Genomic DNA, 14,177 nt, shown 5'->3' with positions numbered 1-14,177 from the left:
CGCGCCGCGGCGGGCGGGCCCGCGACCCCCACGCCACCCCCCACCCCCCCCCCCCCCCCCCCCCCCCCCCGCCCCCCCCCCCCCCCCCCCCCCCCCCCCCCCCCCGCCCGCCGGTGCCCGCCGAGCCCGTCAGTTCCTGACCCGCCCGCGCCGGGGCCCGGCCGTCGTCGGCGGCCGGGCCCCGGTGCGGCTGCCCGCCGGCCGGTCGGGGGAACCCGACGGGGAGCTCACCCGTGCGACGAGCGCGTCCTCGCCGACGGGACCACCACCCACGCCGTGACCGCGGCGACCGCCAGCAGCGCCGCCGCGGCGACCGCGCTGAGCTGCATCGCCCAGGTGAACGACTCGCGGGCCACGGCGAGCGCGCCCTCGCCCGGCGCCAGCACCTCGCCGGCGCGGGCCAGCGACTCCCGGACCGCTCCCCCGCCGAGGCCGGCGACGTCCTCGGGCAGGGCGCTGCGGTACAGCACGGTCTGCAGCGAGCCGAGCAGCGCGACGCCCAGCGCGGCGCCGAGCTCGTAGGACGTTTCCGACAGCGCGGAGGCGGCGCCCGCCCGGCGCGGGTCCACCGCCCCGACGGCGGCGTCGGTGCTCAGCGTGAACGCCACCCCAAAGCCGCAGCCGAGGACGACGAGGGCGGCGGCCAGCCAGGCGTAGCCGGACAGCGCCTCGGCGCCGGCCAGGCCGAGCATCCCGGCCGCGGTGACGGCGAGCCCGAGGCCGATCGCCCGGCCCGTCCCGACGCGGGAGACCAGCGGGCCCACCACGACCACGACGGCGAGCGAGGCGACCATCAGCGGGAGCTCCCGCAGGCCCGCCTCCAGCGGCGTGTGCCCCCGCACCAGCTGGAGGTACTGGGAGAAGAAGAACAGCAGGCCGGTCAGCGCCAGCAGCGCGATCAGCTGGCTGGCCAGGGCGCCGGAGAAGGCCCGGTTGGCGAACAGCCGGAGGTCGACCAGCGGGTCGGCGACCCGCCGCTGCCGGCGGACGAACAGCACCGCCGCGACGAGGGCCACCGCCGCCGTCCCGGCCGCCGCCGGCGTCGGGCCGTGGCCGACGACCTCCTTGACCGCGTACACCAGCCCCAGGACGGCGACGATCGACTGCACCGCGCCGAGCACGTCCAGCCGCCCCGCGCGCGGAGCCCGGGACTCCGGGAGGAGCAGCCAGCCGGCGACCAGGAGGACGGCGACGACGGGCAGGTTGACCAGGAAGACCGAGCCCCACCAGGAGTCCTGGAGCAGCACCCCGCCGACCAGCGGACCGAGCACGGCACCGCCCGACGCGCCCGCGCTCCACAGCGCGATGGCGCGGGTCCGCTGCCGCGGGACGGGGAACAGGTTGCGGATGAGCGACAGCGTCGAGGGCATCAGGGTCGCCCCCGCCGCGCCCTGCGCCGCCCGCGCCGCGACCAGCGTCGCCGGGTCGGCAGCGAAGGCCGCGACGGCGGAGGCCAGCCCGAAGGCGGCGGTGCCGATCAGCAGCACCCGCTTGCGGCCGAAGCGGTCGGCCAGGCCGCCCATGAGCACCAGCAGACCGGCCAGCGCGAAGCCGTAGACGTCGCCGATCCACAACAGCTCCCCCGCCGTCGGCCGCAGGTCGGCGGTGAGCGCCGGGACGGCGAGGGCCAGCACGGTGCTGTCGACCGACAGCAGCACCACGGCCAGGACGAGCACGGCGAGCGCCGCCCACTCCCGCGGCCCGGCGGAGCGGGCGGCCTCCCGTGGGGCGACCGGGTCGGCGACGGTGGACGGAGCGGTGCTCATGGCGAGTAGCGTACCGACCAGACGGTTTGTTAGCCATCGACCTAGGCTCCTCCCGCGGGCCGGGGCAGGAGGAGACGGTGGCGGGTCAGGTGCGGGATGCGGCGCGGACGCGCCGGGCGCTGCTCGACGCGGCCGCCCGGTCGGTGAGCGTCCACGGCGCGGGGGTCAGCCTCGACGTCGTGGCGCGGGAGGCCGGCGTCTCCAAGGGCGGCCTGATGCACCACTTCCGCACCAAGGACGAGCTGCTCACCGCCCTGGCCGACGACCTGTTCGAGCAGTTCGACCGGGCCGTGCAGGACCGCGTCGACCCCGACGACACCGCGCCCGGGCGGCTGCTTCGCGCCTACGTCCGGGCGACCTTCGACGAGCTCGAGCACGGCCAGGACGCGGTCGAGCAGACGACCCTCATGGCCACCCTCAGTTCGTTCCCCGAGCTGACCCGCCGCTCCCAGGAGCGCTACCGGCGCTGGAACGAGACCCTGGCCGAGGACGGCCTGGACAGCCAGCGCGTGGTCGTGGTGCTCCGCGCCTGCGACGGCGTGTCGATCGCGCCGCTGTTCGAGGGGCCGCTGGGCGCCGACGAGCTGGCCGCCACGCGCGACCTGCTGCTGCGGCTCACCCGCGACACCGGCCCGCTCGTCGGTCCCGGCTGACCGGCGCTCATGCGTCGACGGCCGCGCCCCGGTGCACCACGGCGCCGTCGACCACGGTCGGTGCGTTCGGCGGGTCGAGCGCGCCGGGCCTCACCTCGTCGCGAGCAGCCCGTCGGCATCGGTGAAGGGCAGGTCGTGGGCGTCGGCGACCGGTCGGGTGACGAGGTGCCCGTCGAGGGTGCTCAGGCCGTGGCGCAGGGCGGGGTCGGCCTGGGCGGCGCCGGCCACGCCGTGCCGGGCGACCCGGACCAGGTAGGGCAGCGTGGCCGAGGTCAGGGCCTGGGTCGAGGTGCGGGCGACGGCGCCGGGGATGTTGGCCACGCAGTAGTGGGTGACGCCCTCCTCGACGTAGGTCGGGTGCGAGTGGGTGGTCGCCCGGCTGGTCTCGAAGCAGCCGCCCTGGTCGATGGCGATGTCGACGACCACGCTGCCCGGGCGCATCGCGGCGATCATCTCCCGGCTGACCAGCTTGGGCGCCTTCGCGCCGGGCACGAGGACCGCGCCGATCACGACGTCGGCCTCGGCGACGTAGGCCGCCGTCCGGGCCCGGTTGGGCGTCACCAGGTCCAGCCGCCCGCCGAAGATGTCGGACAGGTAGGCCAGCCGGCTGGGGTTGGTGTCGAGCACCCGCACGATGGCCCGCATCCCCAGCGCGATCTTCGCCGCCTCGGTGCCGGCCACCCCGCCGCCGATGATGAGCACCTTGGCCGCGGGAGTGCCGGGGACACCGCCGAGCAGGATCCCCGCTCCCCCGGCCGGGTTCTCCAGGTGGTGCGCGGCGGCCTGCACCGCCATCCGCCCGGCGACCTCGCTCATCGGGGTCAGCAGCGGCAGCCTGCCGTCGGCGGTCTGCACGGTCTCGTAGGCGATCGAGTCGATCCGCCGCTCGAGCAGGAACTCGGTCAGCCGGCGGTCGGCGGCCAGGTGCAGGTAGGTGAACAGCTGCTGGCCCGGGCGGAAGCGGGAGTACTCCTCGGGCACCGGCTCCTTGACCTTGACGATCAGGTCGGCCGCGGCGAACACCTCGTCGGCGCTCGGCACGACCTTGGCGCCGGCGGTGGCGTACTCCTCGTCGAGGAACCGGGACCCGGCGCCGGCGCCGGCCTGGACGACGACCTGGTGGCCGTCGGACACCAGCTCCACGACGCCGTCGGGGGTGAGCGCCACCCGGTTCTCGTTGTCCTTGATCTCCTTGGGAACTCCGACGACGAGCGTGCTCATGGGATGTCTCCTCCGGTCGGCGCCCGGTGCTGGCACCGGTGCGGTCGGCGGCGTCAGACGCGCGTCTGGGCCTCGGTCAGGGTGTGCCGCAGGATCTGCTCCATCTCGTCGAACTCGGCCTGGCCGCAGATGAGCGGCGGCGCGACCTGGACCACGACGTCGCCGCGGTCGTCGGGGCGGCAGTACAGGCCGGCCTCGAACAGCGCGCCGGGCAGGAAGCCGCGGACCAGCCGCTCCCGCTCGGCGGCGTCGAAGGTCTGCCGGGTGGCCTTGTCCTTGACCAGCTCGACGGCCCAGAAGTAGCCGTCGCCGCGGACGTCGCCGACGATCGGCAGGTCCAGCAGCTTGCGCAGGGTCGCGCCCAGCGCGGCCTCGTTGTCCAGCACGCGGCGGTTGAGCCCCTCGCGCTCCATGAGGTCGAGGTTGGCCAGGGAGACGGCCGCCGCCACCGGGTGCCCGCCGAAGGTGTAGCCGTGCGGGAACGCCACGTCCGGGCGCAGGAACGGCTCGACCACCCTCTCCGAGGCGATCATCGCGCCGATCGGGCCGTAGCCGGAGCTCATCCCCTTGGCGCAGGTGATCAGGTCCGGGGTGTAGCCGAACTTCTCGCAGGCGAACGTCGCACCGTGCCGGCCGAAGGCGCAGATGACCTCGTCGGACACCAGCAGCACGTCGTGCCGGTCACAGATCTCGCGGACGCGCTCGAAGTAGCCCGGCGGCGGGGTCAGACAGCCGCCGGAGTTCTGCACCGGCTCGAGGAACACCGCGGCGACGGTGTCGGCGCCCTCGAACAGGATCGCCTCCTCGATCCGGTCGGCGGCCCACCGGCCGAAGGCCTTCGGGTCGTCGGCGAACTCCGGATGCCGGTACAGGTTCGTGTTGGGCACCCGGAACCCGCCCGGGGCCAGCGGCTCGAAGTCCCTCTTCATGGCGGGCAGCCCGGTGATGGCCAGCGCGCCGTGCGGCGTCCCGTGGTAAGCCACCGCGCGGCTGATCACCTTGGTCTTGCCCGGCTTGCCGATCAGCTTGAAGTACTGCTTGGCCGCCTTCCACGCTGACTCCACCGCCTCGCCGCCACCGGTGGTGAAGAAGACCCGATCGAGATCCGCGGGCGCGAGGTCGGCGACCCGCTCGGCCAGCTCGGCCTGCACCGGCGTGGTGTAACCCCACACCGGGAAGTACGCCAGCTCCGCGGCCTGCTTCGCCGCCACCTCGGCCAGCTCGCGCCGCCCGTGCCCCACCTGGACGACGAACAGGCCGGACAGGCCGTCGAGGATCTTCCGTCCCCGGTTGTCCCAGATGTAGGCGCCCTCCCCGCGGGTGACCACCGGGATCGGCGTGTCCGGGTGCCGCCCCTGGCGGGCGAAGTGCATCCACAGGTGGTCGGCTGCACGCGCCGCCGTCGAGTCCGGCACGCCGGCCGGGGGCTGCTCGATCGAGGTGGTCATCCCGCGCTCCTCGTGGTCTCGGGCCGGAGGGACGTCGGACGACCCACCGTCGCGATCGCGCCGGCCACCGTCAGCATGGCCCGAGTCTGCGGCGATCTGTTCCGCAGCGACCACGGGATCGGCCTCGCTCCCCCACCGACCCGACGTCCCGGGGTGAGGGGGTGAGCGTGGGCACCGCGTGCCCCGCCCCCTCACGGACGCCGTCGGACGGCTGGGCGCCGGCCGGTCCGTCCCGCGTCGCGCGCATCCAGCCTGGCGGCGTGTCCAGCGGGCGCCGGCATCACCGCAGGACCTTCGCGCGCACACCCGACCGGGCATGGCGGGCCATCGGGGCAGCGGGCCGCCGACCGACGCCCATCGGCCTGCGGGCTCAGCCCAGCTCGATGGACGACCTCACCGCGCACGCGCGCCGGGCCTCGCCCTGCGCATCGGGGAGTCGATGCTGGTCATCGGGGCCGCCGCTGCCGACGTCACCGCCACGGTGCTGCGGGTGGCCGCCGCCTACGGGCTGGGCAGCTGCCAGGTCGACGTCACGTCCACGTCGCTGGTGATCAGCTACGACCGCGAGGACGCCGTGCCGCTCACCGCGATGCGCACCGTGCGGATGCGCGGGACGGACCACACGCGCCTGCAGGGCGTCACGGACCTGCTGAGACGCCGTCCCATCGGTGTGACCCCTGTCACACATCGGTAGAGTCGGTACCCCAGCCGCCCGACGCGAGCCGACCCGGAACGGGAGGCGCGATGGTCAACCGAGTGCTGATGTGGGCCGCCGGCAGCCCGAGACTCCAGCGGCAGGTCACCGAGAACCCGATCGCCCGCCGGGCCGCACACCGCTTCGTCGCCGGTGAGCGGCTCGACGAGGCGCTCGACGTGGCCACGGCGCTGGCTGCCCGGCGGATCGGCAGCATCCTCGACCTGCTCGGGGAGGGCGTCACCGACCTGTCGGGCGCGGCCTCCGCCGTCGCGGAGTACGAGGCGGCCGCGCGGGCGATCGCCGGGCGGGGTCTGGACGCCGAGATCTCCATCAAGCTCTCCCAGCTCGGCCAGACCGTGGACCGGGAGGCCTGCGTGGCGAACCTGACCGAGATCCTCGACCAGGCCAAGTCCGCGGGCGTCCCCGTCGAGATCGACATGGAGGACAGCAGCCTGGTCCCGGACACGCTGGCCCTGTTCCGGGAGGCCGCGACCGCGCACCCGCAGACCCGGCTCGCCGTGCAGGCCGCGCTCCGCCGCACCCCCGTGGACCTGGAGACACTGGCGCCCCTGAAGCCGCGGGTCCGGCTGGTGAAGGGCGCCTACGCCGAGCCCCTGGAGCGGGCCCACCAGGGCAAGGCCGAGATCCGGGCGCAGTTCAAGCACCTGACCGACTGGCTGTTCGAGCACGGCTCCGATCCGGCGTTCGGCACGCACGACGACGAGCTGATCGCGTACGCGCGTGCGGCCGCCGCGCGAGCCGGCAAGGGTCCGGAGGAGTACGAGTTCCAGTTCCTGCACGGCATCCGCCGCGACCTCCAGCAGGAACTCGTGGACGACGGTCACCGCGTGCGCGTGTACATCCCGTTCGGTTCGGCCTGGTACCCCTACCTGACGCGCCGGATGGCCGAGCGCCCGGCCAACCTGGTGTTCTTCCTGCGCGCCCTCGTCGGTCGATGAACCGCCTGACACCCGGAGCGTGATCCGAGATGCTCGACGCCGTCACCCAGGTCCCGCCACCGGTCAACGAGCCGGTCCACGACTTCGCACCCGGCAGCGCCGAGCGGGCGGCGCTGGAGGAGCGGTTGAAGCAGCTCGCCGCCGAACGGGTCGAGCTGACCATGACCATCGGCGGTGAGCAGCGGGTCGGCGGCGGGGAGCCCATCGACGTCGTCCAGCCACACCGCAGGGACGCCGTGCTGGGCACGATGGGCAACGCGACGCCGCAGGACGTCGCCGACGCCGTGGAGGCGGCCCGCGCCGCGGCACCCGCGTGGCGGCGGATGTCCTACGACGACCGTGCCGCGGTCTTCCTCAAGGCCGCCGAGCTGCTGGCCGGGCCGTGGCGGCACACGCTCAACGCGGCCACGATGCTCGGGCAGAGCAAGACCTGCTACCAGGCCGAGATCGACGCGCCCTGCGAGCTGGTCGACTTCTGGCGGTTCAACGTCCACTTCGGCCGGCAGATCCTCGAGGAGCAGCCGATGAGCTCGCCCGGGGTCTGGAACCGTTTCGACCACCGGCCGCTCGAGGGGTTCGTGCTGGCCATCACCCCGTTCAACTTCACCGCCATCGCGGGCAACCTGCCCACCGCGCCGGCGCTGATGGGCAACACGGTCATCTGGAAGCCCTCCCCCACCCAGCAGGTCGCCGCCCACCACACGATGCGGGTGCTGGAGGAGGCCGGCCTGCCACCCGGGGTGATCAACATGGTCACCGGGGACGGCCGGGCGGTCAGCGAGGTCGCGCTGGTGCACCCCGACCTGGCCGGCATCCACTTCACCGGATCCACCGCGACCTTCGGCCACCTGTGGCGGACGGTGACGGAGAACCTGACCGGCTACCGGGCCTACCCGCGGCTGGTGGGCGAGACCGGCGGCAAGGACTTCGTGATCGCGCACCCCTCCGCCGACGTCGACGTGCTGCGCACCGCCCTGGTGCGCGGGGCGTTCGAGTTCCAGGGGCAGAAGTGCTCCGCGGCCTCCCGGGCCTACATCCCCCGGTCCGTGTGGGACCGGCTCCGGGATCCGTTCCTGGAGGAGGTCGAGGGCATGCCGATGGGCGACGTCACCGACTTCTCGATGTTCCTGGGTGCGGTCATCGACCAGCGCTCCTTCGACCGGCTGACCGGCGTCCTGGACCGGGTCCGCGGGGAGGACGGCGTGGAGATCCTGGCCGGGGGCACCGCCGACGACAGCGAGGGCTTCTTCGTCCGCCCCACGCTGGTCCAGGCCGACAACCCCGAGCACGAGGTGTTCACCACCGAGTACTTCGGCCCGATCCTCGGGGTGTTCGTCTACGACGACGCCGACTACGACCGGGTGGTCCGCGAGGCCGCGGACGCCGCCCCGTACGGCCTCACCGGGTCGATCATCGCCCAGGACCGCGCCGCGATCGTCGAGGCCATGGAGGTGCTGCGGTTCTCCGCCGGCAACTTCTACGTCAACGACAAGCCCACCGGGGCAGTGGTCGGACAGCAGCCCTTCGGGGGCGCCCGGGCCAGCGGCACCAACGACAAGGCCGGCTCGGTCCTCAACCTGCTCCGCTGGGTGTCGCCGCGGTCGATCAAGGAGAGCTTCGTGCCGCCCACCGACTACCGGTACCCGCACATGGGCTGACGCCGTCCCCCGGCTCCCCTCGCGCCCTGACGCCGTCCCCCGCGGCGGTCACGGCGCCTCGTTCGGGTACCCCTCCTCGTCCATCCGCCGGATGACGCGGGGGTCCAGCCGCCCCTCCCCCACGGCGGCGTCGACCTCGACGTCGACGACGGCGCCGTGCTCGTGCATCCACCGGTCGGCGCGGGTCTCCGCGGCGACCCCCTGGTCGGTCAGGTGGGCCTCGCCGATGGCCCTGCGCCGGACGGCGTAGGCGACGAGCACGACCGCCCAGGCGAGCAGGCTGAGCAGGAGCTGCGACCGGGTGCTGTCCCGGACGAACATCTGCACGAGGATCCCGACGATGGCGGCCGCCGTGAGCAGGGTCAGGACGGGGTAGAACCACATCTTCACCCGCAGCCGCTCCGGCGGGATCGTCGGCCGCATCCGCAGCTGGGACAGGGTGATCAGCAGGTAGACGAACAGGATGATGGCGCCGGAGGAGTTGAGCAGGAACAGGAAGACCGTGTCCGGGGACACGTAGGCCGCGATCACGCAGAGGAACCCGACGACGCTGGACGCGAGGATCGCCCACGCGGGGACACCACGCCGGTTGATCGAGAGCAACCGGCCGGGTGCCTCGTGCCGGGCGGCGAGCACGAACAGCATGCGCGAGGCCGTGTAGAGGCCGGAGTTCAGGCAGGACAGGACGGCGGTGAGCACGACCGCGTTCATGATCTCGGCCGCCGCCGGGATCCCCATCTCCTCCATCGCGGCCACGTACGGGGAGTCACCGAGCTCCGTGGAGTTCCACGGCAGGATGGTGGCCAGCAGGAAGATGGAGCCGACGTAGAAGATCAGGATCCGGAGGACGACTGAGTTCGTCGCCCGTGCGATGCCGCGCTCCGGCTCCGCGGACTCGGCGGCGGCGATGGTGGCGATCTCGGCGCCGACCATCGAGAAGACCACGATCACGATGCCCGAGACGAGCGTGCCGACGCCGTTGGGGAACAGGCCGCCGTGCTCGGTCAGGTTCGAGAAGTCCAGGTCGCGGCCCGGCCACAGCCCCAGGACGAACAGCGCGCCCAGGGCGATGAACGCCACGATCGCGAAGACCTTGACGCCGGCGAACCAGTACTCGAACTCCCCGTAGGAGGCCACCGAGAACAGGTTGGTCGCCGTCATGAGCACCATCAGGACGAGCGCCATGACCCACAGCGGGATGTCGGGCAGCCAGCGCTGCAGGATCGCCGCCCCGGCCACGGCCTCGAAGCCGACCACGATCACCCAGAAGTACCAGTACAGCCAGCCCACGCTGAAGCCGGCCCAGCCGCCGAGCGACTGCCGCGCGTAGTCGGCGAAGGACCCCGTCGAGGGGTTGGCGACCGCCATCTCCCCGAGCATCCGCATGACCATGACGATCAGGACGCCCGTGAGGGCATAGGTCAGGAACGCCGCAGGGCCGACCTCACCGATGATCGCGCCCGAGCCGACGAACAGGCCCGCGCCGATGACGCCGCCGATCGCGATCATCGTGAGGTGGCGCTGCTTGAGTCCCTTGTGGAGGTTGCCGCCCTCGGCGGTCGGGCCGTGTGCCATGTCCGCTCCCTCGTGTGGCTACGAGTCGGTGGGGTCAGGCGTGACCTCTCGATGATGATGGGCGGACCACCGGGGTCACGCCAGCGCAACGACTCCCCTCCGTGACGTCGCGTGCGCGTGCGCTGCGCGGCGCGCGGGCGGGCCGTCGGACACGCCGGTCCGGGTCCGCACCGCCGGCCTCGGGGGCCGGATAGCGGCCACCGGTGCCCTGGCCTGGACGCCGGGAGGGAGCGGCGAGCGCACGGCCCGCGGCGGCGGTCAGCCCTCCCAGGGAGTCGTCTCGTCGAGGGCGAGGAGGGCAGCGGCCTGCGCCTCGGTGAGGTCACCGGAGCGGGTCCACTCGGCTCGCAGGTGCCTCCGTGCGGCCTGGGGGGAGCTCAGCCGGTGGGTGGTCGGGGTCCAGGAGTCGAGGAGCACCAGGCTGCGCACCAGGCGCCGGGTCCAGCGTCGCGCCGTGACCGATCCGAACGTCCGGGTCGACCGCGGTCCGCTCGCGTCCTGCCGCGCGCCGGGGCCAGACGTGCGGGGGTCTTCGGGCTCTGCGGACACTGTTCTTCTGCGCTTCTCGTCGATCGGATGGGGCGCCCGGGGGGACGCCGGTGGCGTCCGAGGACCCTCCCACGGTAGGACGACGCCCGGGCCCGGGGCACGCGTCCCGGGGGTGACGGTCGGCACGCTGCCCTCCACCGGTCAGCGCCGGAGGGAACGGTCAGGCGTCCACCCCCGCATGCCGGTGGACGACGGCCCCGTCGACCACGGTCAGCGCGATGGGCGCGTCGGTGAGCCCGTCGGGGGCCGCGCTCAGGTGGACGTCGGGCTCCCCCGCCGGACGGCGCAGCTGGGCGTCGGCCGGTGAGGCCCGACGCGGCCGTGTCGGCGAGCAGCACGCACCGGGACCGGGTCCAGCGGCACGTGCTCGAGCACCGGGTCCATGGCCGCGCTCTCCAGCAGCAGCCTGAACCGCGGCCGGCGGCGGGGGCACGGACATCAGGGACCAAGGGCCCTGGGGAGAACCCCACCACGTGGGCAGCATCCGACTCCACCGGTGAGGTGAGGAGTTCCCGCATCGGGCGCCGGGGTGCAGGGCCGGGGAGGGACCATGCGACTGCTCCGAGCCCTGGTCGTCGGTGGGTTCACCGCGGCAGCCGTGCTGGTGTCACCCCCGGCGACCGCGGCCGAGAGCGGGATCGCCCCGCAGGACTGCGAGCGCGTCTGGATCTGGTGGATCCCCTTCCCGTGCCAGCCGGACTGACGGCGCCGCCTCCCGCGCGCCCGTCCCCGGGCGGTCGCGCCCCCCACATCTAGGGGCTCGCCGCCCCCTCGGACGCGTCTGCCGCGTCGGGGCCGGTCTGGCGAAGCTGCTCCCGACGCGGGCCGGGGGGCCCGTACCGGACCGGGGGCGATGAGGGTGGACCAGGACGACCAGACGGCGGGCGGTTGCCCGTTCAGCGGAGCGGGCGGCCCGCGGCGGATGGCCCGGCGCGGCTTCCTCGCCGGCGCGCTCGCCACGGCGGTGGTGCCCGCCGTCGGCGGCGGGCTCGCCGGCACGGCGCGGGCGGCCGAGGACCCCGTCCCCGCTCCCGAGACCACCGAGCCGCCGCCGGTGCCCGACGCACCCGCCGAGACCGGGGCGCACGCCGTCGGCGACCCCCGCGGAGCCGACGTCGCCGTCCGGGTGAACCGGAGGGTGGAGGCCCGCTACGGCCTGATGTTCAAGGACCTGCCGGCCTTCGCGCCCACCGACGGGCTCCTGCGGTGGCTCGCCGCGAGCATGAACGACGGCCTGCAACCGCTGACCGACGTGCGGCTGAGCAACCCCGCCGCCGACAACCCGGGGATCCCGGCCGGCTACATCTACTTCGGGCAGTTCGTCGACCACGACATGACCCTGGACAAGACGCCGCTGACCCACCGGCTCCAGGACCCGCTGGCGATGCGGAACTTCGACACCCCGTGGTTCGACCTGGGCAGCGTCTACGGCAACAACGCGAACGGCAGCCCCGAGCTCTACGACCCGGACAAGCCCGGCTACCTCCGGCTCTGGCTCCACGACGACGTGGTCGACCTGCCGCGCGACGAGGTCGGCGCCGCCTACCTCGGCGACCCGCGCAACGACGAGAACCTGATCGTCGCCCAGCTGCACACGGTGTTCATCCGGCTGCACAACAAGTTCATGGACCAGGGCATGACCTTCGCGCAGGCCCGTCGTCAGTGTCGGTGGCACTACCAGTGGCTGATCGTCAACGACTACCTGCCGCGCATCGTCGGCAAGGACGTCGTCAACACCGTGATCAAGCGCGACGGGGCGGGCCCGATCCGGTTCCAGGGCACGTTCTACAAGCCCGAGCACCCCGACAACCCCTACATGCCGATCGAGTACTCGGGTGCGGCCTACCGGTTCGGGCACAGCATGATCCGCGCCGAGTACGAGATGCAGGACGGCCACACCGTCCCGATCTTCGGCGCCGACGGCTTCGAGGACCTCCGCGGCAACCGCCCGATCCCGCACAACCTGTGGGCGGACTGGAACTACTTCTTCGACATCCCGGGCCTCGAGCCACCGGACGACCGGAACTTCGCCCGGCTCATCAACACGCAGCTCTCGCTGCCGCTGTTCACCCTGCCGCCGACGGTCGTGGCCCGCACCGACAAGGCGATCATCGCCCTCGCCGAGCGCAACCTCCTGCGCGGCAAGCGGCTCGGCCTGCCCTGCGGTCAGGACGTGGCCACGGCCATGGGGGTCACCCCGCTGACCAACCAGGAGCTGAACCTCAAGGCGCCGGGCTGGGGCGGCAAGGCTCCGCTCTGGTACTACGTGCTCAAGGAGGCCGAGCTGCTCGGCCAGGGCAAGAAGCTCGGCCCGGTCGGCGGCCGGATCGTCGCCGAGGTGATCCTCGGCATCATGGCGCTGGACCCGGAGTCCTACTTCAACCTCAAGCCCGGCTTCCAGTGGAAGCAGGACAAGAAGGTGGGCGACCTGATCCTGCTGGCCGACGCCCTGGACCCGCGCTCGCGGATCGTGCTGCCCGACGACGAGGTCGACGAGATCGGGCCTCAGCCCCTGGAGCCCGACGAGCGGATCAACCCCGAGGCCACCTCCCCGGTGGGCTCCCTGACCCTGGCCGAGTGAGAGGACACCCCATGTCTCGTGCTGTCGTGACCGGCGGTGCCGGCTTCCTCGGGTCGCACCTGTGCGAAGCGCTGCTCGACCGCGACGTCGAGGTGCTCTGCCTCGACAACTTCCTGACCGGGACGCCGGCCAACGTGGCGCACCTGCTGGAGCACCCGGGCTTCCGCCTGGTCCGCGCCGACGTCACCGACTACGTCCACGTTCCCGGGCCGGTCGACTACGTCCTCCACTTCGCCTCGCCCGCCTCGCCGATCGACTACGCCGAACTGCCCATCCACACGATGAAGGTCGGCTCGATCGGGACCCTGCACACCCTCGGCCTGGCCAAGGAGAAGGGGGCGCGGTACCTGCTCGCCTCGACGTCGGAGACCTACGGGGACCCGCTGGTCCACCCGCAGCCGGAGACCTACTGGGGCAACGTGAACCCGGTGGGCCCGCGCGGCGTCTACGACGAGGCCAAGCGCTTCGCCGAGGCCATGACGTCGGCCTACCGGCGCACGCACGGCGTCGACACCGCGATCGTGCGGATCTTCAACACCTACGGCCCGCGCATGCGGCCCCGCGACGGCCGGGCCATCCCGACCTTCGTCCGGCAGGCCCTGGCCGGGGAGCCGCTGACCGTGGCCGGCGACGGGAGCCAGACCCGTTCCGTGTGCTACGTCAGCGACCTCGTCGACGGGCTGCTCCGGTTCCTGACGTCGTCGGAGACCGGGCCGATGAACATCGGCAACCCGCACGAGATCCCGGTGATCGACCTGGCCCGGCGGATCCGGGAGCTGACCGGCTCGGCCTCGCCGATCGAGTTCGTCCCCCGGCCGGAGGACGACCCGACGGTCCGCCAGCCCGACATCAGCCTGGCCCGCCGGGCCCTGGGCTGGGAGCCGCAGATGTCCCTGGACGACGGGCTCAAGCACACCATCGCGTGGTTCGCCCAGCACCCCGACCTGGTCGGCCTGACCGGCTGAGGGGGGGGGGGGGGGGGGGGGGGGGGGGGGGGGGGGGGGGGGGGGGGGGGGGGGGGGGGCGGGGGGGGGGGGGGGGCCGGATGGCGGGCTGCGCGGGCGGGGCGC

At 73.6% G+C, this 14,177-nt stretch carries 12 protein-coding genes; 7 read left to right on the top strand and 5 right to left on the bottom strand.

All coding sequences use genetic code 11. The features are described 5' to 3' along the window. Positions 1-227: 227 nt before the first annotated feature. Positions 228-1,766: an MFS transporter gene (locus tag ACI789_RS24155; protein ID WP_457012095.1), complete on the bottom strand. Its 1,539-nt coding sequence runs from the start codon at positions 1,764-1,766 to the stop codon at positions 228-230. A gap of 77 nt (positions 1,767-1,843) precedes the next feature. Here ACI789_RS24155 and ACI789_RS24150 point away from each other — a divergent pair, with 77 nt between their 5' ends. Next, positions 1,844-2,419 (top strand): TetR/AcrR family transcriptional regulator, encoded by a 576-nt coding sequence (locus ACI789_RS24150; protein WP_457012094.1) that lies wholly within the window; start codon positions 1,844-1,846, stop codon positions 2,417-2,419. A gap of 90 nt (positions 2,420-2,509) precedes the next feature. On the opposite strand, the gene ald is transcribed toward ACI789_RS24150, so the two are convergent. Both ald and ACI789_RS24140 read right to left on the bottom strand, forming a co-directional pair. Then, positions 2,510-3,640, bottom strand: coding sequence for an alanine dehydrogenase (gene ald, locus ACI789_RS24145; RefSeq protein ID WP_457012093.1), 1,131 nt, complete (start codon positions 3,638-3,640; stop codon positions 2,510-2,512). A 53-nt stretch (positions 3,641-3,693) separates the two neighbouring features. Then, a complete protein-coding gene (locus tag ACI789_RS24140) occupies positions 3,694-5,088 on the bottom strand; it encodes an aspartate aminotransferase family protein (protein WP_457012092.1) in 1,395 nt (464 codons plus the stop codon). Positions 5,089-5,527: 439 nt separating this feature from the next. Between ACI789_RS24140 and ACI789_RS24135 the strand changes: the two genes are divergently transcribed. Genes ACI789_RS24135 through pruA form a run of 3 tightly spaced genes read left to right on the top strand, consistent with a single transcriptional unit; the run spans position 5,528 to position 8,402 of the window. Beyond that, the gene (locus ACI789_RS24135) at positions 5,528-5,782 is read left to right on the top strand and encodes a threonine/serine exporter family protein (protein WP_457012091.1); all 255 of its coding nucleotides are present in this window, start codon (positions 5,528-5,530) and stop codon (positions 5,780-5,782) included. A gap of 50 nt (positions 5,783-5,832) precedes the next feature. Continuing rightward, a complete protein-coding gene (locus tag ACI789_RS24130) occupies positions 5,833-6,744 on the top strand; it encodes a proline dehydrogenase family protein (protein ID WP_457012090.1) in 912 nt (303 codons plus the stop codon). A gap of 29 nt (positions 6,745-6,773) precedes the next feature. Beyond that, positions 6,774-8,402 carry an L-glutamate gamma-semialdehyde dehydrogenase gene (pruA, locus tag ACI789_RS24125; RefSeq protein WP_457012089.1) on the top strand — a complete coding sequence of 543 codons (1,629 nt, stop codon included), beginning with the start codon at positions 6,774-6,776 and terminating at the stop codon, positions 8,400-8,402. A 48-nt stretch (positions 8,403-8,450) separates the two neighbouring features. Here the strand turns inward: pruA and ACI789_RS24120 are convergent, their stop codons facing one another. Continuing rightward, positions 8,451-9,977, bottom strand: coding sequence for an amino acid permease (locus tag ACI789_RS24120; protein WP_457012088.1), 1,527 nt, complete (start codon positions 9,975-9,977; stop codon positions 8,451-8,453). Between the two features lie 258 nt (positions 9,978-10,235). Beyond that, positions 10,236-10,406, bottom strand: a complete 171-nt coding sequence (locus ACI789_RS24115) for a hypothetical protein (protein WP_457012087.1) — start codon at positions 10,404-10,406, stop codon at positions 10,236-10,238. A gap of 670 nt (positions 10,407-11,076) precedes the next feature. Between ACI789_RS24115 and ACI789_RS24110 the strand changes: the two genes are divergently transcribed. From ACI789_RS24110 to ACI789_RS24100, 3 genes are all read left to right on the top strand, one after another. Beyond that, the gene (locus tag ACI789_RS24110; protein WP_457012086.1) at positions 11,077-11,229 is read left to right on the top strand and encodes a hypothetical protein; all 153 of its coding nucleotides are present in this window, start codon (positions 11,077-11,079) and stop codon (positions 11,227-11,229) included. A gap of 150 nt (positions 11,230-11,379) precedes the next feature. Beyond that, on the top strand, positions 11,380-13,107 hold the full coding sequence (locus ACI789_RS24105) for a peroxidase family protein (RefSeq protein WP_457012085.1): 1,728 nt from the start codon (positions 11,380-11,382) through the stop codon (positions 13,105-13,107). An 11-nt stretch (positions 13,108-13,118) separates the two neighbouring features. Next, positions 13,119-14,072 (top strand): UDP-glucuronic acid decarboxylase family protein, encoded by a 954-nt coding sequence (locus tag ACI789_RS24100; RefSeq protein ID WP_457012084.1) that lies wholly within the window; start codon positions 13,119-13,121, stop codon positions 14,070-14,072. Positions 14,073-14,177: the final 105 nt, after the last annotated feature.

Source organism: Geodermatophilus sp. SYSU D00965, from assembly GCF_054050075.1.
This window is presented reverse-complemented; position numbering and strand designations above follow the sequence as displayed.